This is a genomic window from Aeromonas sp. R2-2 (genome assembly GCF_040908355.1).
Lineage (GTDB): Bacteria > Pseudomonadota > Gammaproteobacteria > Enterobacterales > Aeromonadaceae > Aeromonas > Aeromonas veronii.
Genome location: NZ_JBFODQ010000103.1, coordinates 99,692 through 125,988, shown reverse-complemented (window position 1 = coordinate 125,988; position 26,297 = coordinate 99,692). Strand labels below are relative to the sequence as shown.

The following is a 26,297-nucleotide window of genomic DNA, read 5'->3' as shown; positions in this document are numbered from 1 at the left end:
TCCCATGCTGTTGCGTCGCTACCCCATCTTCAATCGTCGCCTGGCTCTGGTGGCCTACGGCATCGACTATCAGCTCAGCTCACCGGCCGAATGGCCTTCACTGGCGCAACATTGCCGCCTGCTGGCGCAGGGGCGCCAATATCTGGTGCCCTTCACCCACGAACAGCTCGATGAACAGCGTCCCCTGCTGCTGGATCAGGACGCGATCCCGCTGGTTGAAGCCTCCAGTGAACGCCAGCCCAACTCGTTCCCGGTGCTGGAGCAGTGGCGCGACAGCCGGCGCAGACTGGCGGTACATGGCGCCAACCGGGATCCACGCTGGCTCGGCGCCAGCCGCCTGCTGGTGTACTGGATGGGGGAAGAGGGGATCTGCCAGCCCACCGAACACAAGCGGATGGCGCTGAACATCGAAACCTGGGCGGATTTTCTCCCGCTGCGAGAGGCGGGGGTCGACTTCTTTGCCGGCGGCTTTCTCGCCCGTCCGGAGCTGGTCAATCAGCGGGCGAACCAGCCCGATATGGCGCTGGTACAGCAGATCCTCCAGCTCATCTGCCACGAGGAGTTCTCCTTCGCCCAGGTAGCACGCCTGCTGGAGCAGGATGCCTGGCTGCCCGGCCTGCTGCTCACCTACGTCAACGCCCCCGGCTTCGATCATGCCGCCCCCATCACCTCGGTACCCCGCGCCCTCTCCTATCTGGGGGAGCAGGAGATCCGCAAGTTCGTGTTGATCAACGGTCTGGCTCGGGTAAGCCAGCACATGCCGGAGGCCTGCACCCGCATGGCCATCGCCCGCGGCCGCTTCTGCGAGTTGATTGCCCTCACCGCCCTCGGTAAAGCGGAGGCAAGCTGGGCCTTTCTGGTGGGACTGGTGCTCGATGGCTCCCTGCTATCGGAACCGCTGATGGCCCACCTGCCCAAGAGCGTGCAGCGCGCCATCGAACTGCATGAAGGGCCACTCTTTCATCTGTTTCAGCTGGTCAGCACCTATGAACAGGGCAACTGGGCCCTGCTGGAACAGCTTGCCCCCAAATATCAACTCGATCCGGCCCAGCTCCCCCCCGTCTATTTTCAGTCACAAATGTGGGGGCAAGCGTTTCTCACCAGCTAGGTGATGGCGAGGCGGGGAGCCACTGGCTAGAATGGGCTCCCTTTTTTCAGAGACAGACCCCGCACCATGACGCTTTCCGGATTCCAAGGCCTGGTCTTTGACCTTGATGGCACCCTGGTCGACTCCATGCCGCTGCACCTCGCCGCCTGGGAACACACCGCCCGCGAGTTTGGCTTTCACTTCGACGCCGACTGGTTCTATGAGCTGGGTGGCATGCCGAGCCGCAAGATAGCCCTGCTGGTCGCACAGGAGCAGCAGATCCCCCTCGATCCGCTCGAAGTCACCCGCTGCAAGACCGCCCACTATGTGGCCAACCTGCACAAGGCGACCGTCTTTCCGGCCATGCAGGCGCTGGTCGAGCGCTATCATGGCGTCATCCCGATGGGGATCGGCACCGGCTCGCCCCGCGTCAACGCCGAAGCGGTGCTGCGCAACACCGGGCTGGATCGCTACTTCTCTGTGGTGGTCACCGCAGACGATGTGGAGCTGCACAAACCCAATCCGGACACCTTCCTGCTGGTCGCCAGCAAGCTGGGGGTCGAGCCATCAGGCTGTCTGGTGTTTGAAGATACCGGTATCGGGGTACAGGCCGGAGAAGCAGCGGGTATGCAGACCTGCATGGTCAAAGAGGGTCAACCAGTCGGCATAACGGCGTAGTGCGGAAAAAAATATCGCCCTGCAAGGGGCGATAACCGGAACCGGCTCTCATACGGGACATGAATGAAAATGAGAGCGGGTTCCGTCAGCCGCTGACGCAGGGCGCGTCAACGGGGCGTGCGGGGCAGACGATTACTCGTTGTTGCCGCCGCCCTGATTGTCGTCATAACGACCCGGCGCACCGTGGGGGCGCGGCGCCATGGAGACACGCGGCTTGCGAGCACGCTGGATATTCACCTGCGGACGGCCGGTGTGCATGGCGATGGTGGAGATCTTGGCCTTGTAGACCAGCTGCTGGTTACCATGAGCATCGGTCAGCAGCACGCTGTACTGGTCGAACCCGCTGATGGTGCCTTCCAGCTTGATGCCGCTCACCAGAAAAATAGCGACCTGACTGCGGTTCTTGCGCAACCAGTTGAGGGCAGAATCTTGCCCGTTCCCGAGGGAGAAGGCTTGCTCAATCGTGGAGTAGCTGGGGGATTCAGTTGTCATAAATTATTGTCCCGCGGAAAAAAAGTGGCGTTTGATTGTGCTAAATGGGCACTGGCTTGTCAAAGTCATTCTCACTCCCGCCAGCAATAGCGGCCTTCGGGGGCTGGTCGCTGACCGGTACAACTGCGATAATCGCCAGCTCTGGCTCTACCACGGGCCTTATCTGGGGTTTTATCTTGCATCCGGTTTCACACCAACACCACACCACCTATGTCCATGATGCCACTGCCTGCGAAGAGTGTGACCTGCTGATACCGGCCACACCGCTCGAGGTGGGACAGGCCAGCTGCTGCCCCCGTTGCGGACACACCCTGAGTCGCCACCTGCCACAGCAGGAGTTGCGGCCGATCTCCTACGGGTTCGCGGCACTTATCATGTTCGTGCTCGCCAATGCCTTTACCTTTATGTCCTTCTCGGCCAAAGGGGTGGGCCAGGAGATGACCTTTTTGCAGAGCATCACCACCCTGGTGGATGAGGGCTATCTGTTTCTCGGCGCGGTACTAAGCCTGACCCTGATCGGCCTACCGCTGGTTTATATGGGCTCCATCATGCTGGTGCTGTGGCGGGTCGATAAAGATCTGCACAGCAATGCCCTGCGCTCCCTCGGCCGTCTGCTCTGCCGGATCAAACCCTGGCTGATGGTGGATGTCTTTCTGGTGGGGGTGCTCATCTCGCTGGTCAAGCTGATGGGGATGGCCGACATCAAGATGGGGCTGTCATTCTGGGCTTTCGTCGGCTACACCGTGCTGCTCATCAAGATGATCTCCTCGCTGGATCAAATGTGGCTGTGGCAGCGGCTGTTCGGCCCGACCGAGGCGCGGGATATCGACCCGGAAGCGGGCGCGCTGGAGTTCGGCCTGGTGGGCTGCCATATCTGTGGCGCTCTGAGCGAGGTGGGCAGCCACAGCTGCTCCCGCTGCGGCGGCAAGCTGCATGCGCGCAAGCCGGGCGGCCTCAACCGTACCTGGGCGCTGCTGTTTACCTCCGCCATTCTCTACATTCCGGCCAACGTCTATCCCATCATGGATACAGTGTTTCTCGGTGATGACAGCCCCTCCACCATTCTCGGCGGTGTGGTGCTGCTCTGGGCCATGGGCTCCTACCCCATAGCGGCGGTGATCTTTTTCGCCAGCGTGGTGGTGCCACTGGTGAAAATACTGGCGCTATTCTGGCTTTGCTATATGGTGCAGCGCGGCAATGTCACCTCCCCCCTCGGCAAGCTCAAACTCTATCGCATGACCGAATTTGTCGGACGCTGGTCGATGATCGACGTCTTCGTGGTGGCCATTCTGGCGGGCCTGATCCGGCTCGACAATCTGATGACCATCTACCCCGGCCCTGCGGCCGTCGCATTTGCTGGTGTGGTGCTGATCACCATGGTCGCCGCCATGAGTTTCGACTCCCGCCTGATCTGGGATTTACAACAAGGAGAACGCGAACGTGAGTGAGCGTAAAAAAAGGTGGAAACCGGGCTCTGACTTTCTGAGCTCTGCCGCCGCAATCTGGATGGTGCCCCTGCTGGCGCTGTTCATCGGTCTCTGGATGCTGTTCCAGCACTGGTACTCCCAGGGCCCCAGTTTCACCCTGACAGTCGCCACTGCCGAGGGCATAGTCGCCGGCAAGACGGTGATCCGCTCCCGCGAAGTGGACGTCGGCCGTATCGAAGCCGTCGAGCTGAGTGATGACTACAGCCATGCCGTGCTGAAAGGACGGCTGACCAATGCCGCCTCCGGCATGCTGCGCGGTGACAGCCAGTTCTGGGTGGTCAAGCCCAGAGTGGGCCGTGAAGGGGTATCGGGTCTGAGCACTCTGCTCTCCGGCGCCTATATCGAACTCGCCCCCGGCAAGAAAGGTCGGGCGCGGGACGAATACGCCATGCTCGACAAACCGCCGCTCGCCTCCCTCGATGCCAAGGGGCTGCGTCTCACCCTCAGCAGTCGCGACACCCGCGCGCTGGGAGAAGGCTCCCCCATCAACTATCAGGGCTTCACCATAGGTCAGGTGGAAGAGGCGAAGTTCCTGCCGGAAAAGAGCGAGATGCAGTATCAAATCTTCATCCACGCCCCCTATGACATTCTGGTGAGCAGCAACTCCCGCTTCTGGATGACCCCGGGCTTCGAGGTCTCCATGAGCAGCGAGGGGATGAAGGTGAAGATGGATTCGCTGGAGAGCCTGATCGATGGCGGCATCACCATGGGTCTGCCACCCGGCTGGGCGCCTGGCGAGCCGGTCAAACAGATGGAAGGGTTCACCCTGTTCCAGGATGAGGCGAGCGTGCTGGCCGGTAGTCTGGATCAGTTCATCGACTACGTCTTCCTGTTCGATGACAACGTGGGTGGCCTGCACCCGGGCGCTGCGGTGCAATATCGCGGCATTCGGGTCGGTACCGTAATCTCCGCCCCCTACCTCATCGAGGACAAGGGCGTGCAGATCTTCAAGAGCCGCCAGATCCCGGTGCTGGCCCGCATCGAGGTGCAGCGCCTCTCCCACCGCTATGCCAAGGCGGAGAAGGATCAGTGGCGCGCCCTGTTCGGCAAGCAGTTCAAGGAAGGGTTGCGTGCCAGCCTCAAGACCTCGAGCCTGCTGACCGGCGGCAAGATCATCGACCTCAACTTTTATCCGGACGCGCCGCGCTTCGAGCAGGCCAAGCTGGCCGGTTATCAGGTCTTCCCCACCGTGCAGGGCGGGCTGGATCAGATCGAGCGCAAGGTGAACCTCATCCTCGACAAGTTTGTCGACATGGACATGGCGACCACCCTGACCAAGGTCAACGGGTCACTCACCACCCTGGATGGCACGCTGAAGAACATCAGTGCTGTCAGCGCCAACCTGAACAAGCTCACTGCCAAGGATTCCACCCAGCAGTTGCCCGCCTCGCTCAACGAGAGCCTCAAGCAGTTGCAGGAGACCTTGCAGGCCTATGATGCCCAATCGCAGACCAATCAGGATCTGCGTCAGTCGGTGCAGACCCTCAATCAGTTGATGCGCGAACTGCAGCCGCTGGTGCACTCCCTCAACGAGCAGCCCAGCTCGCTGATCTTCGATCGCGCGCATCCATCGGACCCTGAGCCCAAGCGAGGCAAACAATGAAAAAAGAGATCCTGACGCTGGCCCTGCTGGGGCTGCTGGCGGGTTGCAGCAGCCAGCCAAGCCTGCACTACTACTCGCTCGATGCCGACAGCCAGCAACCCGTAACGGCCCCGGCCCAACCGCAGCACCAGCTGGTGCTGCGCCCGGTGGCGCTGGCCAGCCAGCTCGACCGGATCAGCCTGGTCTATCAGCTGGAAGGGCAAGAGCTGCACTTCACCGAGTACCATCGCTGGGCCGGTGCGCTGGACGATCAGCTCAACCAACTCACCCTCAATGGCCTCTCCACCCGCCTGCCGGGCTGGGTGGTACGGCAGGATGGCGCCCGCAAGGGGCCGGTGCTGACCATTCTGGTGGAGCGCTTTCAGGGCCGTCATGACGGCAGCGCCGTGCTGAGCGGTCGCTGGCGCCTGCTGGCGGAAGATGGCACCGTGCTGCGCGATGCCCCCTTCCGTCAGGAGCGAGTACTGCCGGCCGATGGCTACAACGCACTGGTGAACGAACTGGGTCAGGGCTGGCAACAGCTGCTCGACCAGATTGCCGACGAGGTACGCAAGCAGGGCTGAGCACCGCAAGCTGCGAGCATCAGATAGAAAAAAACGACGCCAATTGGCGTCGTTTTTTATGGGCGCAAGTCAGAGGCGACTTATGCCTTGGCGGGCAGGCTCAGGCGAGCGACAGCTTCGACGTGCATGGAGTGCGGGAACATATCGACCGGCTGCACCTCGTCCAGCACGAAGCCCTGCTTGACCAGCCAGGCGAGATCGCGGGCCAGGGTCAGCGGGTTGCAGGAGACATAGACCAGACGGCGCGGCGCCATGGCCACCAGCGTCTGCAATACGGCCTTGTCACAGCCTTTGCGCGGCGGATCCATCACCACCACATCAGCGCTCACCCCTTCGGCGTGCAGGGCTGGCATCAGCTGCTCCGCCTTGCCGACGTGAAACTCGGTCTGCTCGATGCCGTTGAGGGCGGCGTTGCGGCGGGCATCGCTGATGGCGCTCTCCACCGACTCGATCCCGACGACCTTGGCGGCCTTGCCAGCCAGGAACAGGGAGATGGTACCGATACCGCAATAGATGTCGAACACCGTCTCGTTGCCGGTCAGCTCGGCATACTCGAGGGCACTGGAGTAGAGCACATCGGTCTGGGTCGGGTTGTTCTGGAAAAAGGAAAGCGGCGAGATCTCGAACTCGAGTTCGTGGATCTTGTCGCGGATCACCCCTTCGCCGAGCAGCACCCGGTTGGTCGCGCCCAGAATGCGGTTGGTGCGCTCGTTGTTGATGTTCTGCACCAGGGTAGTGACCGGCAGATCGCTCAGGGCTGCAAGCAGCTCGGCTTCGAACGGTAACTCCTCGCCCAAAGTGACCAGCACCACCATCAGCTCACCGCTCTTGAAGCCCTTGCGGGTCATCAGGTTGCGCACGCAGCCGCTGTGGTTTACTTCGTCATAGGCCGCAATGTTGTGCTCGCGCATCCAGTTGCGTACCCGGGCGTTGAGCTCCACGTGCAGCGGATCCTGCACCGCACAGTCATCGGCGGGGATGAGATCGTGGGAGTGCTTGCGATAAAAACCGATCTCGGCACCGGCGTCACAGCCACGCACCGCATATTGCGCCTTGTTGCGATAGGCGAACGGGCTCTCCATGCCAAGGATATCCTTGACCGGAGTGTCACCCAGCCCGACCTGCTCCAGTGCGCTCTGCACCAGTGCCTGCTTGAGCTTGAGCTGGGCCGGATAGGCCAGCGGGCGCACCTGACAGCCACCGCACTCGGTGTTGGGGCAGAAGTCGGCTACCCGGTCGGCGGAGGGCTGGAGCAGCTCGGCGACCTTGCCGTGCAGGTAGTTGGGCTTCACCTCGGTCAGTTCGACCAACGCCTGCTCACCCGGCAGCAGACCTTCGACAAACAGGGGGCGGTCGAACAGGCGTCCTTTGCCATCTCCTTTGTCGGTCAGTTCCAGGATCTCGATCTGGTGTTGATGTCCCACTAGCGGCATGAGCGGCTCCAAAAGTGCAAATAAAGAGGGGGCGACGGGGCCGGTTTGGCCGACCCGTCACGAAAAGGTGGCAGAGTTTAGCGGAGATCCGGCCAAATTGCAGGCATTAAAAGCCCAATGGTTGTGGTACTACCCGCCCCGCTTTTGCAGCTCGGCCAAATGACCCGTGGGCAAGGCCCCGCCAGCCCCCCGTTCCCGCGGGTTGCGGCAAGATCAGCATCGTCAGGATCGGCCAATCCCCTTAGCGAGCCCTCACTGGCAAGCTGCGGCCCGTTACAGGGACAAACCGCGCGGTATAAATCAAATTTATGGGTTTTGCCAAAATGGCCAAACTTTTACTTATACCAAGCCAATTGCGGTCACATGCGCCTCCGGCAAACCGGTGATGGCCAGCCGGGCATCCCCTCCGATCCGGACAAGATGGCCAGCCCGCGCCGCCCTTTCGCGGCTGCGGCAAATTTAGCCCTTGGGCCGCAACGCCCAGCCTGTTAAAATTCCGCCCTTGAAATTATCCTGGGCCCCGCGCCCGTTCTAGCTAAGGTCTACCGCGATGCGTACCAGCCAATATCTGCTTTCCACTCTCAAGGAAACCCCCTCCGACGCTGAAGTTGTCAGCCACCAGCTGATGCTGCGCGCCGGGATGATCCGTAAACTGGCCTCCGGCATGTATGCCTGGTTGCCAACCGGTCTGCGGGTACTGAAGAAAATCGAGAACATTGTTCGCGAAGAGATGAACAATGCTGGTGCCGTCGAAGTCTCTATGCCGGTGGTTCAACCCGCCGAGCTGTGGCAGGAGTCCGGCCGCTGGGATGACTACGGTCCCGAGCTGTGCCGTCTGACCGACCGTCACAACCGTCCCTTCGTGCTGGGCCCGACCCACGAAGAGGTGATCACTGCGCTGGTGCGTTACGAAGTGAACAGCTACAAGCAGCTGCCGCTCAACCTCTACCAGATCCAGACCAAGTTCCGCGACGAAGTGCGCCCCCGCTTCGGTGTGATGCGTGGCCGCGAATTCCTGATGAAGGATGCCTACTCCTTCCACATCGACAAAGAGTCTCTGGTCGATACCTACGAGAAGATGCACGCAGCCTACTGCAAGGCGTTCACCCGCATGGGCCTGAACTTCCGTCCGGTGCAGGCCGATACCGGCTCCATCGGTGGTACCGGTTCCCACGAATTCCAGGTGCTGGCCGAGAGCGGTGAAGACTTGATCGCCTTCTCCGACAGCTCCGATTACGCCGCCAACATCGAGATGGCCGAAGCGCTGGCGCCGGCTGGTGAGCCCGCTGCCGCCACCGCAGCCCTGACCAAGGTTGCCACCCCGAACGTCCACACCATCGACGAAGTGGCCGCTTTCCTGAACGTGGCACCGACCGCCATCGCCAAGACCCTGCTGGTACTGGCAGAGGAAGATGAGCACGGCAAGCAGGCCGTCATCGCGCTGGTACTGCGTGGCGACCACGAACTGAACGAAATCAAGGCAGAGAAACTGGCTGGCGTGGCCAACCCGCTGACCTTCGCCAACGACGAGCAGATTAAAGCTGCCGCCGGTTGCGACGCAGGCTCCATCGGCCCGGTCGGCTTTGCCGGTCGCATCATCGTCGATCGCAGCGCCGCCCATCTGGCGGACTTCGTCTGCGGCGCCAACGAAACCGGCTTCCACCTGACCGGTGCCAACTGGGATCGCGACATCGCTACCTACGAAGTTGCCGACCTGCGCAACGTGGTGGAAGGCGACCCGAGCCCGTGCGGCCAGGGCAAGCTGCTGCTCAAGCGCGGTATCGAAGTGGGCCACATCTTCCAGCTGGGTACCAAGTACTCCGAAGCGATGAAGGCGAGCGTGCTGAACGAAGCTGGCAAATCCGTCACCATGGAGATGGGTTGCTACGGTATCGGGGTTTCCCGTCTGGTGGCCGCTGCCATCGAGCAGAACAACGACCAGTACGGCATCATCTGGCCGGACGCCATCGCCCCGTTCGAAGTGGCCATCGTGCCGATGAACATGCACAAGTCAGAGCGCGTGGCCGAGCAGGCACAGCAGTTCTACGCCGAGCTGAAAGCCGCTGGTGTGGACGTGCTGTTCGACGACCGTAAAGAGCGCCCGGGCGTGATGTTCGCCGACATGGAGCTGCTGGGCATCCCGCACGCTATCGTCATCGGCGATCGCGGTCTGGACAACGGCGTGGTGGAGTACAAGTGCCGCCGCACCGGCGAGAAGCAGGAAGTGGCCATCAGCGACATCATCGCCATGCTCAAGGCCAAGCTGGGCCGTTAATTCCGCCCTCTTCCCGATATAAAAAAGCGCGCCATTTGGCGCGCTTTTTGTTTCTGTGTACTGACGACGGCAACCGGATGAAGGGTTGCCTCAGGGATTGCGACCGATAAAGAGGTCGGTCACGTGGCAGCTGCTTCTGGCTTCCAGTGCGTCGAGCATATAGGCCGCCGCATCTTCCGGAGTCATGAAGCCACTCGGGTCCACGTGATCCGAGTTGTCCCAAAATTCGCTGCGGATCCCGCTCGGGTAGAGGTTGACCAGCCGCAGCGGCGAGCCTTTCAGCTCGGCGCGCAAGGATTCGAGAAAGCCGCGCATCCCCCATTTGGAGGCGCAATAGAGGCTCTCGTTGGCCTTGCCCACCTGAGCGGCGGAGGAGAGCACATTGGCCAGCACTCCGCCTTTCTCCCCGATAAGCCGCACCGTCTGCTGGGCCACCAGAATGGTGGAGATAAGGTTGCTCTCCACCACCCGGCGGATCTGCTCGGCGGTGTAGACACCGACCGGGCCAAACTCGCCCACCCCGGCGCAGTGGATCACCATGTCGGGCTGCCCGCCCCACTCCACCGCAGCGGCGAAGGCGACATCAACCTCTTCATGATGCGCCAGATCGGCAGCGATGCCGATCACCGCGCTGCCGAGTAGTTGCTCCTGCTCCTGCAGTCGCTGATAACGGCGCCCCATCATGGAGACCTGATGGCCCCGCTCAACCAGTCCGATGGTCAGCGCCCGGCCGAGACCGGAACCGGCACCTGTCACTATGATGTGGCCCATGATTGCTCCTCGCCGTCAGCTGACGGGCAGATTAGAAGGTGAATTCGCCGCCCATGAACCAGCCATCGACAGACTGATCGATATTGGCGAAGTCGACCTTGGCTTCACGCCAGCCGGCACGCAGCTTGATCGGCATGGAAGAGAACTTGTAGGAACCACCCAGACGGTAGTCATAGTTGTCCGCATCGTGAGTGCGCAGATCGCCGAAGAAGGCGATGCCGGTGCCCGGGATCTTCACTTCACTGCCGGCATAGGCCATCAGGGTATCTTCGTCATAACCCTTGCGACCGGAGTAGACCTGCTCGCCATCGTAGTGACGGCCGGTCATACCCAGATCGATCTTGAACAGATCGTTGTTGAACAGACGGTAGTAGAGGCTCAGATCGTAGGCAGTCAGATCGTTCTTGAAGTTGCCGCCGGAGGTGCTGAAATCGGAGACTTCAAACTTGGCGTTCGGCAGGAAGATGATGCCGTGTTCCAGTTGCAGATAGCCGTTCCAGTTGTAGCTGTCGTCATAGCTGCCATCAGCACTGGTGCCATAAGCCTGACCACTGCCCTTGGCGGCCCATACGTCGGCACCGGCGGCAAAACGCCAGTCGTCAGCGGCCATGGCACTCTGGCTGCACAGAGCCAGCACAAAACCGGCAATCAGCGTCTTTTTCATTACGTCACTTCCTCTTGCATACATGGAAAAGAGCACTATTTTACTCGGTGCAGCCAAAATACCCAGCGTCAATCCTGAACAAACGACGACAAATGTCAGTGCTTCATATGCTTCATCTCTGCCATCGGCTCAATCGGCTTCACCGGCAGTGACAGATCCAGCTTCTGACCATCGTCCATGGTGAGGGTGAGCGGGAAAGGGGTCTGCTCGGAGAGCGTGCCCACCTCGAACAGCATGATGTGCAGGCTGCCCGGTTTCAGCACAGCTTCACCCTTGGCCGGGATCTCGATGCTCTCGACCTGACGCATTTTCATCACGCCATTCTCGTGCAGGTGAGTGTGCAGCTCGGCACGCCCCGCCGCAGCAGAAGCCGCCGCCACCAGCTTGACCGGCTGGTCGGCGTCATTCTTCAGCACCATAAAGGCGGCAGTGTTGGGGGAGCCCGGCGGCAACAGGCGCACATAGCCGTCGACAGCCTCGACCTTGGCCAGTGCAGGCGCCGTCATACCCAGAACCAGCAGAGAATAAAACGCACGTTTAAACATGGTTGAAATCCTTTTATGATGTTGTTAAACGGCGCCAAGGTTACCCCAGCAGCAACCTTTTTTGCACCTTTCAATAACAAGGATTTAGACATGGCCCCCATTCTCATTGCCGAGCAGCAGGATGGCTTGCTCACCCTGACCCTCAACCGCCCCGACAAACGCAACGCTCTCAATACCGAGCTCTATAAGCAACTGGTGGCAGCGCTGCGAGAGGCGGCGGCTGATGAAGAGGTGCATGTCCTGCTGTTGCAGGGGCAGCAAGATTGCTTTACCGCGGGCAATGATCTGGCCGACTTTATGGGCAAGAGCTCGCTGGAGCCCGACGACCCCATCCTGCAGTTCCTCCACACCCTTGCCGACTTCCCCAAACCCGTGATCGCCGCTGTTGCAGGTCCTGCAGTAGGGATTGGCACCACCATTCTGCTGCACTGCGATCTGGTCTATCTGGCGGATAACGCCCGCTTGCAGCTTCCTTTCGTCGAGTTGGGCCTGGTGCCGGAGTTCGCCTCCAGCCTGCTGCTGCCGCGTCTGGTGGGGCACCTCAAGGCGGCCGAGCTGTTGCTGCTGGCCGAGGCGATGGATGCCGAGGAGGCGCAGCGACTCGGGCTCGCCAACAAGGTGGTGGCGGCCGATGGAGTACTCTCCTTTGCCCGCGAGCAGGGACTGAAGCTGGCGGCCAAACCGCCCAGAGCGCTGCAAAAGAGCAAAACACTGCTTAAACAGGAGCTCAAACAAGCAGTGCACTTTGTCATCGATTTGGAGGCGCGCGCCTTCGCCCAGGCACTGCAAGGGGACGAGGCGCAGCAGCGCATCGCCCAGAAACTCAAACGGCGGGGCTGAGCTGCCGCTCAACGCCTGTCAGTTGAGACGAAAACGGCCGATCAACTCGCAACCCTGTACCTTGTCCTGCAACTGGATCAGCCGGGCAATTTCCGGATTGGGGTGACGCTTGAGAAAGGCGAGCAGGGCACCACGACAGCAACCCAACTCGCTGATCAGCGCCTCGCACTCCCGGTTGGGGCATTGTGGCACCAGCGCCGTGACCAGCTCGGAAGCGAGCTTCAGGTAGCGCAGCTCATAAGTCGGCTCATCCATCGCCCGCCAGAAGTCGGCCAACCGGTGACAGGTGGCGACCCGCATGGTGGCCAGTTCGGTCAGCTCGACCTGGGTCATCTCGTAAACATCCCCCAGCGCCTGCTGATAAAAGCAGATCGCCGCCCCCAGCGAACCGGCCTGCCAGGCACGCTCCGCCTCCAGCATGTATCGTTGCCAACTTTGCGGTGTCATTTCGCTCTCCCGAGTCCGTCATGGTGGGAGTGTTATCATGGCTAATTGAGAATAAATATCAACCAGAGGGTTAGTGCAGGATCTCTGCGCAACCTTGGCAAACCCGGCGCCCGACCTTATGATCGTGCCCTTCCCCCCTTCTTTGGAGCACACCACAATGCGACCTCGCCTCCCGCAGATGCTGGGCTGCTCTCTGCTCTGCGTGCCCCGCATGCTGGTCTGGATCTATTAGCTGCGCTCAAGCGAACGCAACCCATCCGATCCATTCAGCAAAGGAGTACCAATATGAGCACCTGCCAACACTGGTCGCAGGTCGAATACCTGCACCTGACGGTGACCAACCCCAATATCTGCCTCAAGGGGCAGCACAGCTACTACTCGGGCGCCTGGGATGGCCCCTTCGAAGAGGTGGCGGTACGCTACCTCCATGGCGATCCCTTCAGCCGCAGCCCGGAAACCGGCAGGGAGCCGCTCTGGCATATCGACCGTCTCCATATCGGCGACTATGTGCAGATTGCCGCCGGGGTAAAGATCATCATGGGGGGCAACCACACCCACAACACGGCCTTCATCAGCACCTATCCGTTCGCCGATCCGGCGGCGCTCCAGCGCAGCTACCGCCCCGCAGGCGATACCCGCATCGGTAACGATGTCTGGATCGGCATGGAGGCGATGATCATGCCCGGCGTCACCATCGGCGACGGTGCCATCATCGCCGCCCGCTCGCTGGTCAATCAGGATGTGCCGCCCTATGCCATGGTGGCGGGCACCCCGGCCAGGGTGGTGCGAATGCGCTTTGGCGAGGAGGAGATTGCCCGGCTACAGGCCATCGCCTGGTGGGATTGGCCAGATCAACAGGTCAACGATCTGCTACCGCTGATCCAGCAAGGCGAAGTCGCCCTGCTTGAGCAGGCGGCTGCCCGCTGGGCGGAGCGCCATGAGTGACCACCACTAACCAGTAGCTGACAGCATAAGGGCGACCCCGGGGCGCCCTCTTTTATCTCCGGCATGCTCTGGATGCCGTCATCGCACATCCACTCATTGCGCGCTTTTGGACTGGTTGAGGCTGCACTGCTTGCCGGGATAACCGGGTAGATCCTTGGCATCGCTGCCGCAGGCGAGCCGTTTGGCCTGTTGCAGCCAGTTCGCCAGATTGGCGCTGTCCACCGGCATCCACTGCATCTGCTTGCCGAGCCAGCTGGCCCAGGCAAACTCGACGAAATAGACCTGTTTATCCTTGCGAAAGTAGCCCGCATTCTGCAGCAGTCCGGCGAGGGTGCGATAGGGGTAATCAGGCAGCTTGTCAATGCTGCTCGGCAACTGCTCCGGGGTCAGCGGCTGCCCCTTCTCATCCTTGAGCCAGGCCCAATGGTTGTTCTGCATCTGGCTCCAGAAGTTGGCTTTGTCCTGCAGGCGGCCAATCACCTTGACCCGGGCATCCTTGACGCCCTGCTGCCACAACGCCTTGGTAAGATGGTGTCTGTCCACCAGCCAGTAGCTGCCATCCGGCGCAATCACTACAGGAATCTCTTTCTTTTTCATCAACTTGTCGAGCTGCTTTGCGCTCATGCCAGCCAATGTGGCCTGGGTCTCATCGACCTGGATCTGGCCGACGCCCCCCTGAGTCGGGTGCAAGGCATCGATGCCGATCTCGCACCAGTTGCCCACCGCCGTGTCGCTCTGGCACGGGGCCAACGCCCAGGCACCCTGGCTCAACACACAGGCCAGCAATAACCATGCTTTCATCGTTTGACACTCCTCACCACATTGAACTGCACAGACGCCGGGAACGCTCTTCTACCCCGATTGGGAGTGAGAGTCGAATGCTGGCGGTCAGACCAGCAAACGGGATATCATGATTTCCCATCTGTCGGCGATATTTTCTCGCCGAGTTTTCTCCCCGCTTCACACTATTTGAAGGATCCGACCCATGAAAGGATGGACCCCCTTGCTGGCCCTGCTGGGCTGTGCTGCTGTCCAGGCTGCCGATATTCCCGCCGGAACACAACTCGCCGCCGAGCAGATTGTCGTTCGCCACCTCAAGGATGAACCTGCGAGCCTGAGCCCGCTCAAGCTGGTCGGCCTGCCGGAGTTGCAGGTACTGCGGGATCTGTTCGAGGGGCTGCTGACCCAGGGGCCGGATGGCAAACCGGTTGCCGGGGTGGCGGCCAGCTGGGAAAACAAGGGCAACCAGTTCTTTACCTTCCATCTGCGCCCGGATGCGCGCTGGTCCAACGGCGATCCGGTCAAGGCAGGCGACTTCGTCTACGGCTGGCGCAAGCTGGTCGACCCGAAAGAGGCTGCCACCTTCGCCTGGTTTGCCCAACTGGCCTGTTTCGACAAGGTGGACGAGATAGTCGCTGGCAAATTGCCTGCCAGCGAGCTGGGGGTCAAGGCCCTCGATGACCGCACCCTGCAGGTGATCCTCTCCCAACCGGTGCCCTACTTCCTGAACCTGCTGAGCCACCCCAGCCTGTCGCCGCTCCATCAGGCCAGCATCGAGCAGTACGGCAACCTGTGGACTCAACCCGGCAAACTGGTGGGCAACGGTGCCTTTGTGCTGAACAACCGGGTGGTCAACGAGAAGCTGGAGCTGACCCCCAACCCATATTACTGGGATCGGGCCCATACCGTATTGACCAAGGTGATCTTCATGCCGATCAATCAGGAGAGCGCGGCCACCAACCGCTATCTGGCGGGCGATCTGCATATCACCGAATCCTTCCCCAAGGAGCAGTACGACAAGCTGAAGCAGCAGATCCCGAATGAGGTCTATACCCCGGATCAGCTCGGCACCTACTACTACGCTTTCAATACCCATCAGGCACCACTGAACGATGTGCGGGTACGCAAGGCGCTCTCCTACACCATCGACCGCGCCCTGATCGCCGACAAAGTGCTCGGCACTGGCGAGAAACCGGCTTATCACTTCACTCCGGATGTGACCGCCAGCTTTACCCCGGCCGCCAACTTGCTCTCCACCAGCAGCCAACCGGCGCTGGACAGCAAGGCCAAGGCCCTGCTCAAGGAGGCCGGTTACGGCCCGGACAAGCCGCTCAAGCTGACCCTGCTCTACAACACTGCGGAAATTCACAAGAAGATGGCACTGGCCATCGCCAGCATGTGGAAGCAGAAGCTGGGCGCCGAGGTCGAGCTGACCAACCAGGAGTGGAAAACCTATCTCGACAGTCGCCAGAGCGGTCAGTTCGAGGTGATCCGCTCCTCCTGGGTCGCAGATTACAACGACCCTTCAGCGTTCCTTGGCCTGTGGGGCTCTCGTCACAGCGGCAATATGGCTGGCTTTGCCAATGCCCGTTATGACCAGCTACTGGCAGAGGCGGCCAGCACTCAGGATGCCGCCAGCCGCAGCAAGCTGTTTGGCGAGGCGGAGGCGATCCTGCTGGATCAAGCCCCCATCGCCCCCATCTACCAGTACACCAATGCCCGACTCATCAAGCCATGGCTCAAGGGCTACCCCATCAACAACCCGGAAGATGTGGCCTACAGCCGCCAGCTGTACCTCGTCAAACACTGAGACCGGCCACAACGATGCGAGGCCCTGCGGGGCCTCGCTATTGATACTGTTCACATCCCGATTTCCAGCCTAAAATGCCGCCCCTTCTGTTCAATTAATCTTCAATACCCAGTCAGACATGCGTTATTTGATACTGCTCTCGTTGTTGTGGACCCTGCCTGCGCAGGCCAGTAGCGAATCCCAATGCCAGCAAGAGTTTGTCGGCTGGATGCTGCATCAGCAGCAACAGTTCAGCGATCGCAAGTCTGACAAGATGGAGCGGCGCCGGGCCGAACGGGCCATCGAGTTGGCTCGTCAGGAGTACGACAAGCAGACCAGCTTTTGCAAGACGATGGAGCTGGTGCGCAGCTACAAAGATAGCGATCCGCGCTTTAAACCGAGAAGCGGCGAAGTCCACGATTTCACACCGGCCAGCTGACCCTCACTTCATCAATTCATTGTGTTGATTAATTGACCCAAGCCAAGTTCGGGTCACTGAAGAGCCTTAGAATGATTAACTGAGAACGACAATAAAAAATATATTTATCAGTTATTTGGCTTTTTCAGGAACGACACATGACCAAACTCCATCAGGAGGGGGAGATACACTTCCCCGACAACATCGCACTCATCTCGACCACGGATCCCGCCAGTCATATTACCTATGCCAACCAGCACTTCTGTGATGTGGCCGGGTATGGTGCGGCCGAAATGGAAGGGGCACCCCACAATCTGGTGCGACACCCCGACATGCCCAAGGTGGCCTTCGCCGACATGTGGCAGCGGCTGCGACAGGGTAAAAGCTGGATGGGGCTGGTCAAGAACCGCGCCAAAAGCGGTCAGTTCTATTGGGTAAACGCTTACGTCACCCCGATCCTCAACGCGCAGAAGGAGATCGTCGAGTTCCAGTCGGTGCGCACCAAACCCGCCGCCAGCGATGTGGCCTGGGCCGAGCAGCTCTATGGCCTGTTGCGCAGCGGCAAGGCGCTTCCCTGGCTGAGCCGCTTTCACTTTGAACCGGGTCAGCTGACCCTCTGGCTCTCCGTTTCTGCCTTGCTCACCACCCTTGCTACCTTTGCCACCGGCAACCTGTTATGGCTGCTGCCCACCGCCTTGTTGCTGTTGGCACAGGCAACCCACGGCTGGCGATTGCAGCAACGGCTGGCTCATCTGCTCACCCTTGCCGATCAAGACAAGGGAACCCGCCTCTGTCAGGTGCTCTACACCCGACGGCGCGACACCCTGGCGGCCGTCGAACTGGCCCTGCGGATGAAGCAGGCCGAGCTCAAGGCTGTGGTCGGGCGCAGCGCCGACACCAACCAGCAGATCCTGCAGGCAGCCGAAGATGACCGGGGCAATATCCAGACCATTGATACTCATCTGCAGCAGCAGCGCGCCCACAGCGAGCAGCTGGCGACCGCCATCACCGAGTTGAGCCACTCTATTCGCGATGTGGCCCACAGTGCCCATGAGGCGAGCAATCTGGTTATAGAGGTACAGCAGGTTTCCGACGAGGGGCTGCAAGCATTGGCGACCACCCGATCCGCCGTCAACCAACTTCATCAGGAGCTCGATGCCAACCATGCCGTGCTGGCCCAGCTCACCAGCGACAGCCAGAAGATCAGCGGTATTCTGGAGGTGATCAGTCAAATCGCCGACCAGACCAACCTGCTCGCCCTCAATGCGGCCATCGAGGCCGCCCGGGCGGGCGAACAGGGGCGCGGTTTTGCCGTGGTGGCGGACGAAGTGAGGGCGCTGGCTCAGAAGACCCGAGCCTCAACCAGCGAGATCCACGAGATGATCCAGGCGCTGCAACAGACTACACGACAGTTGTCGGAGGGGATGACGCAAGGGGCGCAGACCTCGGTACGCTGCCAGCAGCACGCGGGCACCACCGCCGACGTGCTCACCCAGATCAACCGGATGCTGGGGCAGGTAACCCGCACCAGCGACGAGATCGCCCAGGCGGTAAGCCAGCAGGCCGACGTCACGGCGACCCTCGATGAAGGGGTACACCAGATCCACCAACTGGCCAGCCACACCGCCGACAACAGCAGGCAGGCGCTAGATGGCATCACCCTGCTGGTAGAGCGGCTACAGGACCTCTCGCGGCTGATCAACCAGTTCAGATATTGAAGCGACAGTAATAAAAAAAGCGCGTCAACTGACGCGCTTTTTGGCTGCTCTTGCCTTGGCACAACTGGCTTATTCGGCCGTCTCGCTGGCGGTAAACTCCGGCACCTTGGCCATGGCATCCAGCACCACCTGAATATCCGCCCCCGGCTTGCAGGCGTTCTCACTCAGGTGACGGCGCCAGGCGCGGGCCCCCTGCATATTCTGGAACAATCCCAGCATGTGGCGGGTCATGTGGGAGAGGTAGTTGCCCTTGGCCAGCTCCTGCTCGATATAGGGCAGCATCATCCGCACCACTTCGTGGCGGCTCGGCACGGCGTTGTTCTGGCCGAACACCAGATTGTCCACCTGCGCCAGAATGTAGGGGTTCTGATAGGCTTCGCGCCCCATCATGACGCCATCGACGTGTTGCAGGTGCTCCAGAGTCTGCTCCATGGAGGTGACGCCGCCGTTGAGGGCGATGGTGAGATCCGGGTAATCCTGCTTGACCCGATAGACCCGAGGATAATCGAGGGGCGGGATCTCGCGGTTCTCCTTGGGGCTCAAGCCGCTCAGCCACGCCTTGCGGGCATGGACGATAAAGGTATCGCAACCAGCATCGCGCACCTGTTCGATAAAGGCCTGCAAAAACTCGTAAGAGTCCTGATCGTCGATCCCGATACGGGTCTTCACCGTCACCGGAATATCGACCACATCGCGCATCGCCTTGACGCAGTCCGCCACCAGCGCCGGTTCCCCCATCAGGCAGGCACCAAAGCGACCGTTTTGCACCCGATCGGAGGGGCAGCCGACGTTGATGTTCACCTCGTCATAGCCGCGCTCCTCGGCCAGCTTGGCACAGCGCGCCAGATCGGCCGGATTGCTGCCACCCAACTGCAGGGAGATGGGGTGCTCCTGCTCGCTGTAACCCAGATAATCCCCCTTGCCGTGGATGATGGCACCGGTGGTCACCATTTCGGTATAGAGCAAGGTCTGGCGGCTCATCAGTCGATGAAAATAACGGCAATGCCGATCGGTCCAGTCGAGCATGGGGGCGATGGAAAAACGCTGCGCCTGCATAAAAATCATCCGGGTTGGCTAAAGAAAGGGGCGGATTTTATCACAACGTGAAGCAGCCCCAGAAAATGAATTTTGTCGCCGCGCCATGCGAGGCCCTGTGATAGTATCCGGCTAATAGAAAGGGTATCTGCGCGATCATGAATCAAGACCAACTTTTACAACGAGCCGAGCGACTCTGTATACAGCGAGGGATCCGCTTCACCCCGACCCGACGTCAGGTATTTCGCCTGCTGGCGGCACACGGCAACGCCATCAGCGCCTATGATTTGTTGGCCCAGCTGCAACAAACCGAAGCCAATGCCAAGCCGCCAACCGTCTATCGGGCACTCGATTTTTTGCTCGAACAGGGCTTTGCTCACAAGGTGGAATCTCTCAACGCGTTTATCTTCTGTTGCCACTTCGATCACGCTCACCCGATGCAGTTGCTGATCTGCGACGAGTGCGGCGATGTGGTCGAGCTTCACGATACGGCGATCGATAGCGCGTTTTCCGAGCAGGCCCACTTGCATGGTTTTACTATTACCAATAAGACGATAGAGGCACATGGCCAATGTGCCCGTTGTACGCCCACTGTAGGAAGTCATCATGAAGGCTGATTTTGTAAATCCGTTCCTGCTATCCCTGCTCAATGTGCTCTCGACCATGGCACAGCTGGAACTCAAACCGGGCAAACCGAAACGCAAGATGGATGAGCTGGCGCGCGGCGACGTCTCCGGCCTGATCGGCATGGTCGGCCCGCAGACCCGTGGCTCCCTCTCCATCAGCTTCGAGAAGGGGCTGGCGCTGGAGATCATGCGCCGCATGTTGGGGGAAGCTCCCGCCAACATCAACGAAGAGGTGACCGACATGGTCGGTGAAATCACCAACATGGTGACCGGCGGTGCCAAGCGGATGCTGGGCGAGAAGGGCTACGAGTTTGACATGGCTACCCCCATCATCGTCTCCGGCCCCAACCACACCATTACCCACCGTGCCGATGGCACCAAGATCATGATGCCGTTCGAATCGGATTTCGGTCGCGCCACTATCGAAATCTGCTTCGAGTAACCCTATGTGGAAAGCATTGAAATGGATTTTCATCTGCTGGGCCCTGCTGTTGATCCTGTCGGACATTCAGATCAGCACCTCCCTCTACAAGTACGAAGATAATCGGGTGCTCATCAACTTCCCGCGCTGGGAAGCCAAGCAGCCCTGGGGCACCTTCGAGTGGCATGCCGGACGGGTAGAAACCCACTGGTATGGTCTGGAGGGCAAACCCAAGCCGAAAGGCCCGCAAATCTGATCCGGTAACGGATCCGGCAGAAACAGAAGAGGCCAGCAGCTGCTGGCCTCTTTGCTATCTCGTTGTTTCTGAATCAAGCCGCTTCGGCAGCCAGCTTACTGCTTGGTCGCACCAGGATGCCGATAATGCAGGCCAACAGAGTCGGCAGCAGCCAGGCAAGCCCCTTGTCGAACAGCGGCAGGAAGGCAAAGCCGTCCATCGCCATCCTGGCAGCCCCCAGCCCATCGAGGCAACCAAACAGAAAGGCGACCGTCAGCACGCCGCGAAACGCCAGCCGTGGCTGGGCAAACCATCCCTTGAGGAAGGTCACCAGCACCAGCGCGATGGCCACCGGATAGATGGCCACCAGCACCGGGATGGAGAGGCCAATCAGCTCGCTCAGCCCCACATTGGCCACCACTGCACAGAGCGCCCCCAGCAGGATCACCCAGCTGCGATAGGCCCAGCCAGTCAGGCCATGGAAGTAGTCGGCACCGGCACAGAGCAGGCCGACCGCACTGGTAAAACAAGCCAGGGTGATGATGGCAGCCAGAATAAACTGACCCGGTTGACCAAACAGACTCAGGACGTAGGCATTGACGATGACCCCACCATTGCTGATATCGCTCGCCACCCCACCGGCGCTGTTGCCCAGCTGAAAGAGCGAGATATAGACAGCCGACAGCCCGACCGCCGAGATCAAGCCTGCGATGGTCAGATATTTGAACTGGCTGCGATAATCCTCGATCTCCTTCTGGCGCAGCAACCCGATGATCAGGGCGCCAAACATCAGGGAGGCCAGGGTATCCATAGTGTTGTACCCCTCCAGCATTCCTTTGGTCAGGGCTGCATCTATGTACTCACCGCTGGCATCAGGCATGGTGCCCTGCGGCGTCATAAAGACCCCGACCGCCAGAATAAGCAGCATCGCCATCAGGGCTGGGGTCAGATACTTGCCAACCGCATCGAGCAGCTTGCCCCGATCGAGCGCCACCAGGATCACCAGCGCAAAGAAACTCAGGGTGTAGATCAGCAACCCCTCATGACCGGCATCGCCGAGCCAGGGCTTGAGCCCCATCTCGTAGGCGACCAGACCGGTGCGGGGAATGGCAAAGGCGGGCCCCATGATGATATAGATAGCGATGGCCAGCGCCGTCGCCGCCCCGGCGGGCAGATAGCGGGTCATTCCGGTCCAGCCACTCGCGCCTCCCCCCGAGCTCCCCTTGGCCACCGCAATCAGGGTGATCAGCGGCAAACCCACCGCCGTCAGCAGAAAGCCGCACATGGCGGCCAGCAGATGCTCACCGGCCATAAAACCGGCCAGCGGCGGAAAAATGATATTGCCTGCCCCCAGATAGAAGGCAAACGTCATAAATCCCAATCCGAATACGTCGGACAACTTCAATGATTTCGTCAAACTCAACCTCATCTGCCTTATCAGCTTGTTATTGATTGCACCCACTGCCTGGCAGATAACCGGTAACAATACCTCTCGCCCCCACACGGCCCGCGGACCGGATGAGGCGCACCACCTTTAGCATAAAGAAGAGGAGTTCGATCTCAATCACCAATTAATATCTTGAAACAATTTACTGCTGCAGAATTAATCGCCGAACAACTCGGCGCTCCATAAACAGGTGTCACACGTGGCGTATGGGAGGCAAGAAGAGGGGAACGGGTTATAGCGGCAAGATACGGCTGCTCAGATGCTATCTGAGCACGGGGACAACTACGGCAGTGTAAAGCGAGGCGAGAAGCGAGGCTCACAAAAAAACAAAAGAGCCTGCACGGGGCAGGCTCTTGGCAATATCACATCAGGCGTGATCAGGCAGCTTCGGCAGCCATCTCGGTCGGACGCACCATCACGCCAACTACGCAGGCCAGCAGGGTCGGCATCAGCCAGGCGAGACCCTTGTCGAACAGCGGCAGGAAGGCAAACGCATCCATCTTCATACCGGCAGCACCCAGACCATCCAGGCAACCGAACAGGAAGGCAACCATCAACACGCCACGGAACACCAGACGGGGACGGCCGAAATAACCCTTCAGGAAGGTGACCAGTACCAGCGCCACGGCAACCGGATAGATGGCAACCAGCACCGGAATGGAGAGGCTGATCAACTGGCTCAGGCCCACGTTGGCCACCACGGCACAGATAACGCCCAGCAACACCACCAGCTTCTTGTAAGCCATGCCGGTCAGATTGTGGAAGAAATCGGAACAGGCGGAGATCAGACCGACTGCAGTGGTAAAGCACGCCAGAGTGATGATGGCCGCCAGAATGAACTGACCCGGCTGACCAAACAGGCTCAGTACGTAAGCGTTGACGATGGCGCCACCGTTGCTGACATCGGTCGCCACACCGGCGGCCGTGTTACCCAGCTGGAACAGGGAGACGTACACCACGCTCAGACCAACGGCAGAGATGAGGCCGGCAATGGCCAGATACTTGAACTGGCTCTTGTAATCATTGATGCCTTTCTGGCGCAGCAGGTCGACGATCAGGGCACCAAACATCAGGGACGCCAGGGTGTCCATGGTGTTGTAGCCTTCCAGGATCCCTTTCACGAAGGGGCTGTTCTGATAGTCACCGGACGCGTCAGGCATGGAGCCTTGCGGCGCTACGAATACCCCGACCGCCAGAGTCAGCAGCAGCAGCATCAGTACCGGAGTCAGGTATTTGCCGATGGCGTCCATCAGCTTGCCCTGGTTCATGGAGACCAGAATGGCCACACCAAAGAAGATCACGGTATAGGCCGCCAGACCCGCCTGCCCCATATCACCGATGAACGGCTTGAGGCCCATTTCGTAGGCAACCAGACCGGTACGGGGCGCGGCAAAGGCCGGGCCTATGATGATATAGATGGCAACGGCCAGCGCAGTCGCGACACCGGCAGGCAGCAGTTTGGTCATGCCAGCCCAACCGTTACCGGCTTTCGCCACGGCCAGAATAGTTACCAGAGGGAGACCCACGGCAGTGACCAGGAAGCCAAACATCGCCAGGGAGAGGTGCTCACCAGCCATGTAACCGGCCAACGGCGGGAAAATGATGTTACCGGCGCCCAGATAGAAGGCGAAGGTCATAAACCCTAATCCGAGTACATCGGACAATGTGAGTGATTTCGTCAAGTTCAACCTCGTCTGTCTTGTAAATTATTGCTTGTTATAGTTTTTATCGGTCGCTGACCGGGTGTGTTCAGGGGGTATAAAAAAAGAGCCCCGCATGTTTTTTCATCGCAACCAGTGGTTTTAGCTGGTCTGGAGCGGGCGCTCGATCTGGAACCAGCATAATGGCGTGAAAAAATAGTTCAAGACGAAATTTACATCTTCAAATAGAAGGGGTTGGTCAGTTGGATATATCTGTCGGAATAGGCCCCGTCAGCAGAATGGATCACAATTTCACCCCTCTCACACCTGTTTAATCCTCTGCCAAGTAGCAATAAAACACGATTTGCCTCTTTACCCTCTCTGGTGATAACAGCTGTATAACAAATGCCATGCAGATCATAATTCGCCGAAATGCATAAAATTTCATCGGCCATCGCCGTCGGCAGCACCAGCGCCACCTGCCCGTTCGGGCTCAGCAAACGATCGCAGGCCGCCAGTAATGCGTGGCTGTCGAGGGCGCCGGTATGGCGGGCCAACGCCCGCGCCGGATCGCTAAATGACTGGCCTGCCAAGAAATAGGGAGGGTTGGAGACGACAAGATCATAAGGGTCGGCCTGATAATCCTGAATGGCACTCTCTATGACGGTCACCCGATCGGCCCAGGGAGAAGCAGCCGCATTCTCCCGCGCCTGGCTGGCCGCATTAATATCCAGTTCGACCGCATCGAGACGGCAGTCAGATCTGCTGCGCTGGGCCAGCATCAGGGCGATCAGGCCGCTGCCGGTGCCGATATCGAGCACTCGACGCGCCTGTTCGACCGGCGCCCAGGCACCGAGCAAAATGCCATCGGTGCCCACCTTCATGGCGCAGCGATCGTGATTGATATGGAACTGTTTGAAGGTAAATCCGCGACTACGTCCCATCTGGCCCCCGTCATCTGCAAAAATGGTGGGCGATTATAGCGGCTAAGACACACTCACCAATAGGAGCCGACGAGATAATCGCCTATAATCTGCCGTTTCCTTAATGACCGAGTATTGCCATGAGCCAGTCCTTTGATGATTTCGACCTGCACCCAGCCCTCAACCGGGCCTTGGCCGAGATGGGATTCACCCGCCCCACCACCATCCAGCAGATGGTGCTGGAGCCAGCCCTGGACGGCCGCGATATTCTGGCATCCGCACCGACCGGTACCGGCAAGACCGCCTCTTTCCTGCTGCCGGCACTCCAGCACCTGCTGGACTTCCCGCGCCGCAAGCCGGGCCCCTGCCGCATGCTGATCCTGACCCCGACCCGCGAACTGGCCCTGCAGGTGACCGCCCACGCCAAGGCGCTGGCGGCTCACACCAACCTCAGCATCGAGACCATCATCGGCGGCGTCAGCCATGAAGAGCAGCTGCCTGCCCTGACCAAAACCACCGACATCGTGGTCGCCACCCCGGGCCGTCTGCTCGAATACATCGAGAAAGAGGAGTTCGAGAGCCACGACATCGAAGTGCTGGTGCTGGATGAAGCGGACCGCATGCTGGACATGGGCTTTATCAAGGATGTGAACCGCATCGTGGCAGAGGCGCGCTACCGCAAGCACACCATGCTCTTCTCCGCCACCCTGGAAGGGGCTGGCCTTGAGAAGTTCGCCAACGAGATCCTCAAGGATCCGGTGGAGCTGCATGCCGAGCCTCCCCGCAGCGAACGTCGCCCCATTACCCAGTGGATCCATCTGGCCGATGACGCCGCCCACAAGCTGGCGCTGCTGACCCATATCCTGAAAGATTCGGAAACCCAGAAAGCCATCATCTTCGTCAAGACCCGCGAGCGTCTGGCGGAGCTCTCCGGCCAGCTACAGGCGGCAGGCATCTCCTGCGCCTGGATCCGTGGCGAAATGGAGCAGAGCAAGCGTATCGAGTCGATCCGCAAGTTCCACGAAGGGGAAGTACCCTTCCTGATCGCCACCGACGTCGCCGCCCGCGGCATCGACCTGCCGAACGTCAGCCATGTCATCAACTACGACATGCCCTACGGCGCCGATGTCTACGTCCACCGGATCGGCCGTACTGGCCGCGCTGGCAACCGTGGCTGTGCCATCAGCCTGGTGGAAGCCCACGACATGGCGATGGTCGCCAAGATCGAGCGCTACACCGAGGAGCGCCTCAAGCGCCGGGTGATCGACGAGCTGCGCCCGAAACACAAGGAAGCGCGGGTACCGGTGAAGAAGAAAAAGCCGGTCGACAAGAAGAAGTCCGCCAAGAAGAAAAAGAAGAAGTGATCGCCTGGCGATAAAGAGAAGGGCCATCCCGCGGGATGGCCCTTCTGCATTCTGAATCACTCTGACGAGTG

26 protein-coding genes are annotated in these 26,297 nt (G+C 60.1%); 15 read left to right on the top strand and 11 right to left on the bottom strand.

Annotated elements, in window-relative coordinates:
• Positions 1-4: 4 nt before the first annotated feature.
• Together AB5Z09_RS22360 and AB5Z09_RS22355 are read left to right on the top strand one after the other, a co-directional pair.
• Complete coding sequence (locus AB5Z09_RS22360; protein WP_368196347.1) at positions 5-1,108, top strand: EAL and HDOD domain-containing protein; 1,104 nt, start codon at positions 5-7, stop codon at positions 1,106-1,108.
• Between the two features lie 66 nt (positions 1,109-1,174).
• Positions 1,175-1,765, top strand: coding sequence for an HAD family phosphatase (locus tag AB5Z09_RS22355; protein WP_005335771.1), 591 nt, complete (start codon positions 1,175-1,177; stop codon positions 1,763-1,765).
• Between the two features lie 132 nt (positions 1,766-1,897).
• On the opposite strand, the gene hfq is transcribed toward AB5Z09_RS22355, so the two are convergent.
• A complete protein-coding gene (hfq, locus tag AB5Z09_RS22350) occupies positions 1,898-2,257 on the bottom strand; it encodes an RNA chaperone Hfq (RefSeq protein WP_005335772.1) in 360 nt (119 codons plus the stop codon).
• 176 nt (positions 2,258-2,433) lie between these two features.
• Here hfq and AB5Z09_RS22345 point away from each other — a divergent pair, with 176 nt between their 5' ends.
• Genes AB5Z09_RS22345 through AB5Z09_RS22335 form a run of 3 tightly spaced genes read left to right on the top strand, consistent with a single transcriptional unit; the run spans position 2,434 to position 5,910 of the window.
• Positions 2,434-3,705, top strand: coding sequence for a PqiA/YebS family transporter subunit (locus AB5Z09_RS22345; protein WP_368196345.1), 1,272 nt, complete (start codon positions 2,434-2,436; stop codon positions 3,703-3,705).
• Positions 3,698-5,347 carry an intermembrane transport protein PqiB gene (gene pqiB, locus AB5Z09_RS22340; protein ID WP_005335774.1) on the top strand — a complete coding sequence of 550 codons (1,650 nt, stop codon included), beginning with the start codon at positions 3,698-3,700 and terminating at the stop codon, positions 5,345-5,347. Before AB5Z09_RS22345 ends, pqiB begins: the two co-directional genes overlap by 8 nt.
• Positions 5,344-5,910 (top strand): membrane integrity-associated transporter subunit PqiC, encoded by a 567-nt coding sequence (locus AB5Z09_RS22335; RefSeq protein WP_182932951.1) that lies wholly within the window; start codon positions 5,344-5,346, stop codon positions 5,908-5,910. Before pqiB ends, AB5Z09_RS22335 begins: the two co-directional genes overlap by 4 nt.
• A gap of 80 nt (positions 5,911-5,990) precedes the next feature.
• Here the strand turns inward: AB5Z09_RS22335 and rlmD are convergent, their stop codons facing one another.
• On the bottom strand, positions 5,991-7,343 hold the full coding sequence (rlmD, locus tag AB5Z09_RS22330) for a 23S rRNA (uracil(1939)-C(5))-methyltransferase RlmD (RefSeq protein ID WP_368196343.1): 1,353 nt from the start codon (positions 7,341-7,343) through the stop codon (positions 5,991-5,993).
• Between the two features lie 550 nt (positions 7,344-7,893).
• Here rlmD and AB5Z09_RS22325 point away from each other — a divergent pair.
• Entirely contained in the window at positions 7,894-9,618 is a 1,725-nt protein-coding gene (locus AB5Z09_RS22325) for a proline--tRNA ligase (protein ID WP_368196341.1), read from the top strand.
• Positions 9,619-9,708: 90 nt separating this feature from the next.
• On the opposite strand, the gene AB5Z09_RS22320 is transcribed toward AB5Z09_RS22325, so the two are convergent.
• From AB5Z09_RS22320 to AB5Z09_RS22310, 3 genes are all read right to left on the bottom strand, one after another.
• Positions 9,709-10,389, bottom strand: a complete 681-nt coding sequence (locus AB5Z09_RS22320) for an SDR family oxidoreductase (RefSeq protein ID WP_042052437.1) — start codon at positions 10,387-10,389, stop codon at positions 9,709-9,711.
• A 31-nt stretch (positions 10,390-10,420) separates the two neighbouring features.
• Positions 10,421-11,053, bottom strand: a complete 633-nt coding sequence (locus tag AB5Z09_RS22315) for a TIGR04219 family outer membrane beta-barrel protein (protein WP_005335781.1) — start codon at positions 11,051-11,053, stop codon at positions 10,421-10,423.
• Between the two features lie 95 nt (positions 11,054-11,148).
• Complete coding sequence (locus AB5Z09_RS22310; RefSeq protein ID WP_139402721.1) at positions 11,149-11,598, bottom strand: copper chaperone PCu(A)C; 450 nt, start codon at positions 11,596-11,598, stop codon at positions 11,149-11,151.
• A 90-nt stretch (positions 11,599-11,688) separates the two neighbouring features.
• Between AB5Z09_RS22310 and AB5Z09_RS22305 the strand changes: the two genes are divergently transcribed.
• Positions 11,689-12,438: an enoyl-CoA hydratase-related protein gene (locus AB5Z09_RS22305; protein ID WP_368196339.1), complete on the top strand. Its 750-nt coding sequence runs from the start codon at positions 11,689-11,691 to the stop codon at positions 12,436-12,438.
• Between the two features lie 18 nt (positions 12,439-12,456).
• Here the strand turns inward: AB5Z09_RS22305 and AB5Z09_RS22300 are convergent, their stop codons facing one another.
• On the bottom strand, positions 12,457-12,885 hold the full coding sequence (locus tag AB5Z09_RS22300; RefSeq protein WP_005335785.1) for a DUF2753 family protein: 429 nt from the start codon (positions 12,883-12,885) through the stop codon (positions 12,457-12,459).
• Positions 12,886-13,170: 285 nt separating this feature from the next.
• Here AB5Z09_RS22300 and AB5Z09_RS22295 point away from each other — a divergent pair, with 285 nt between their 5' ends.
• The gene (locus AB5Z09_RS22295; RefSeq protein WP_368196337.1) at positions 13,171-13,830 is read left to right on the top strand and encodes a CatB-related O-acetyltransferase; all 660 of its coding nucleotides are present in this window, start codon (positions 13,171-13,173) and stop codon (positions 13,828-13,830) included.
• A 93-nt stretch (positions 13,831-13,923) separates the two neighbouring features.
• On the opposite strand, the gene AB5Z09_RS22290 is transcribed toward AB5Z09_RS22295, so the two are convergent.
• A complete protein-coding gene (locus AB5Z09_RS22290) occupies positions 13,924-14,631 on the bottom strand; it encodes a ParB-like protein (protein ID WP_368196335.1) in 708 nt (235 codons plus the stop codon).
• 184 nt (positions 14,632-14,815) lie between these two features.
• Between AB5Z09_RS22290 and AB5Z09_RS22285 the strand changes: the two genes are divergently transcribed.
• The 3 genes from AB5Z09_RS22285 to AB5Z09_RS22275 all read left to right on the top strand — a co-directional run bounded on the left by AB5Z09_RS22285 (position 14,816) and on the right by AB5Z09_RS22275 (position 18,535).
• Positions 14,816-16,420, top strand: coding sequence for an ABC transporter substrate-binding protein (locus AB5Z09_RS22285; RefSeq protein ID WP_368196333.1), 1,605 nt, complete (start codon positions 14,816-14,818; stop codon positions 16,418-16,420).
• A 118-nt stretch (positions 16,421-16,538) separates the two neighbouring features.
• Positions 16,539-16,838: a hypothetical protein gene (locus AB5Z09_RS22280; RefSeq protein ID WP_216956401.1), complete on the top strand. Its 300-nt coding sequence runs from the start codon at positions 16,539-16,541 to the stop codon at positions 16,836-16,838.
• 137 nt (positions 16,839-16,975) lie between these two features.
• Positions 16,976-18,535 carry a methyl-accepting chemotaxis protein gene (locus AB5Z09_RS22275; RefSeq protein ID WP_368196331.1) on the top strand — a complete coding sequence of 520 codons (1,560 nt, stop codon included), beginning with the start codon at positions 16,976-16,978 and terminating at the stop codon, positions 18,533-18,535.
• 69 nt (positions 18,536-18,604) lie between these two features.
• On the opposite strand, the gene dusA is transcribed toward AB5Z09_RS22275, so the two are convergent.
• On the bottom strand, positions 18,605-19,591 hold the full coding sequence (dusA, locus tag AB5Z09_RS22270) for a tRNA dihydrouridine(20/20a) synthase DusA (protein WP_106844089.1): 987 nt from the start codon (positions 19,589-19,591) through the stop codon (positions 18,605-18,607).
• A 137-nt stretch (positions 19,592-19,728) separates the two neighbouring features.
• Here dusA and zur point away from each other — a divergent pair, with 137 nt between their 5' ends.
• From zur to AB5Z09_RS22255, 3 genes are read left to right on the top strand one after another with little or no spacing between them, the layout of a single operon-like run.
• On the top strand, positions 19,729-20,187 hold the full coding sequence (gene zur / locus AB5Z09_RS22265) for a zinc uptake transcriptional repressor Zur (protein ID WP_005335805.1): 459 nt from the start codon (positions 19,729-19,731) through the stop codon (positions 20,185-20,187).
• A complete protein-coding gene (locus AB5Z09_RS22260; RefSeq protein WP_005335807.1) occupies positions 20,177-20,638 on the top strand; it encodes a chemotaxis protein CheX in 462 nt (153 codons plus the stop codon). Before zur ends, AB5Z09_RS22260 begins: the two co-directional genes overlap by 11 nt.
• Before the next feature lie 4 nt (positions 20,639-20,642).
• On the top strand, positions 20,643-20,873 hold the full coding sequence (locus tag AB5Z09_RS22255) for a hypothetical protein (RefSeq protein WP_005335809.1): 231 nt from the start codon (positions 20,643-20,645) through the stop codon (positions 20,871-20,873).
• Positions 20,874-20,946: 73 nt separating this feature from the next.
• On the opposite strand, the gene brnQ (AB5Z09_RS22250) is transcribed toward AB5Z09_RS22255, so the two are convergent.
• From brnQ (AB5Z09_RS22250) to AB5Z09_RS22240, 3 genes are all read right to left on the bottom strand, one after another.
• The gene (gene brnQ, locus AB5Z09_RS22250; protein ID WP_368196362.1) at positions 20,947-22,224 is read right to left on the bottom strand and encodes a branched-chain amino acid transport system II carrier protein; all 1,278 of its coding nucleotides are present in this window, start codon (positions 22,222-22,224) and stop codon (positions 20,947-20,949) included.
• Between the two features lie 452 nt (positions 22,225-22,676).
• Positions 22,677-23,981 (bottom strand): branched-chain amino acid transport system II carrier protein, encoded by a 1,305-nt coding sequence (gene brnQ, locus AB5Z09_RS22245; RefSeq protein WP_041236099.1) that lies wholly within the window; start codon positions 23,979-23,981, stop codon positions 22,677-22,679.
• Positions 23,982-24,172: 191 nt separating this feature from the next.
• Positions 24,173-24,883 (bottom strand): tRNA1(Val) (adenine(37)-N6)-methyltransferase, encoded by a 711-nt coding sequence (locus AB5Z09_RS22240; RefSeq protein ID WP_252412551.1) that lies wholly within the window; start codon positions 24,881-24,883, stop codon positions 24,173-24,175.
• Positions 24,884-25,002: 119 nt separating this feature from the next.
• Here AB5Z09_RS22240 and srmB point away from each other — a divergent pair, with 119 nt between their 5' ends.
• Complete coding sequence (srmB, locus tag AB5Z09_RS22235) at positions 25,003-26,226, top strand: ATP-dependent RNA helicase SrmB (RefSeq protein WP_113739847.1); 1,224 nt, start codon at positions 25,003-25,005, stop codon at positions 26,224-26,226.
• Positions 26,227-26,297 lie beyond the last annotated feature (71 nt).

Coding starts and splice junctions, on each gene's coding strand:
- AB5Z09_RS22300 (WP_005335785.1), bottom strand. CDS start 12,885: ATGACACCGCAAAGTTGGCAACGATACATGCTGGAGGCGGAGCGTGCC.
- AB5Z09_RS22310 (WP_139402721.1), bottom strand. CDS start 11,598: ATGTTTAAACGTGCGTTTTATTCTCTGCTGGTTCTGGGTATGACGGCG.
- AB5Z09_RS22260 (WP_005335807.1), top strand. CDS start 20,177: ATGAAGGCTGATTTTGTAAATCCGTTCCTGCTATCCCTGCTCAATGTG.
- AB5Z09_RS22240 (WP_252412551.1), bottom strand. CDS start 24,883: ATGGGACGTAGTCGCGGATTTACCTTCAAACAGTTCCATATCAATCAC.
- AB5Z09_RS22355 (WP_005335771.1), top strand. CDS start 1,175: ATGACGCTTTCCGGATTCCAAGGCCTGGTCTTTGACCTTGATGGCACC.
- AB5Z09_RS22290 (WP_368196335.1), bottom strand. CDS start 14,631: ATGAAAGCATGGTTATTGCTGGCCTGTGTGTTGAGCCAGGGTGCCTGG.
- AB5Z09_RS22275 (WP_368196331.1), top strand. CDS start 16,976: ATGACCAAACTCCATCAGGAGGGGGAGATACACTTCCCCGACAACATC.
- brnQ (WP_368196362.1), bottom strand. CDS start 22,224: ATGACGTTTGCCTTCTATCTGGGGGCAGGCAATATCATTTTTCCGCCG.
- AB5Z09_RS22305 (WP_368196339.1), top strand. CDS start 11,689: ATGGCCCCCATTCTCATTGCCGAGCAGCAGGATGGCTTGCTCACCCTG.
- AB5Z09_RS22255 (WP_005335809.1), top strand. CDS start 20,643: ATGTGGAAAGCATTGAAATGGATTTTCATCTGCTGGGCCCTGCTGTTG.
- zur (WP_005335805.1), top strand. CDS start 19,729: ATGAATCAAGACCAACTTTTACAACGAGCCGAGCGACTCTGTATACAG.
- AB5Z09_RS22360 (WP_368196347.1), top strand. CDS start 5: ATGCTGTTGCGTCGCTACCCCATCTTCAATCGTCGCCTGGCTCTGGTG.
- AB5Z09_RS22325 (WP_368196341.1), top strand. CDS start 7,894: ATGCGTACCAGCCAATATCTGCTTTCCACTCTCAAGGAAACCCCCTCC.
- srmB (WP_113739847.1), top strand. CDS start 25,003: ATGAGCCAGTCCTTTGATGATTTCGACCTGCACCCAGCCCTCAACCGG.
- AB5Z09_RS22315 (WP_005335781.1), bottom strand. CDS start 11,053: ATGAAAAAGACGCTGATTGCCGGTTTTGTGCTGGCTCTGTGCAGCCAG.
- AB5Z09_RS22285 (WP_368196333.1), top strand. CDS start 14,816: ATGAAAGGATGGACCCCCTTGCTGGCCCTGCTGGGCTGTGCTGCTGTC.
- AB5Z09_RS22280 (WP_216956401.1), top strand. CDS start 16,539: ATGCGTTATTTGATACTGCTCTCGTTGTTGTGGACCCTGCCTGCGCAG.
- AB5Z09_RS22335 (WP_182932951.1), top strand. CDS start 5,344: ATGAAAAAAGAGATCCTGACGCTGGCCCTGCTGGGGCTGCTGGCGGGT.
- rlmD (WP_368196343.1), bottom strand. CDS start 7,343: ATGCCGCTAGTGGGACATCAACACCAGATCGAGATCCTGGAACTGACC.
- AB5Z09_RS22295 (WP_368196337.1), top strand. CDS start 13,171: ATGAGCACCTGCCAACACTGGTCGCAGGTCGAATACCTGCACCTGACG.
- hfq (WP_005335772.1), bottom strand. CDS start 2,257: ATGACAACTGAATCCCCCAGCTACTCCACGATTGAGCAAGCCTTCTCC.
- AB5Z09_RS22320 (WP_042052437.1), bottom strand. CDS start 10,389: ATGGGCCACATCATAGTGACAGGTGCCGGTTCCGGTCTCGGCCGGGCG.
- dusA (WP_106844089.1), bottom strand. CDS start 19,591: ATGCAGGCGCAGCGTTTTTCCATCGCCCCCATGCTCGACTGGACCGAT.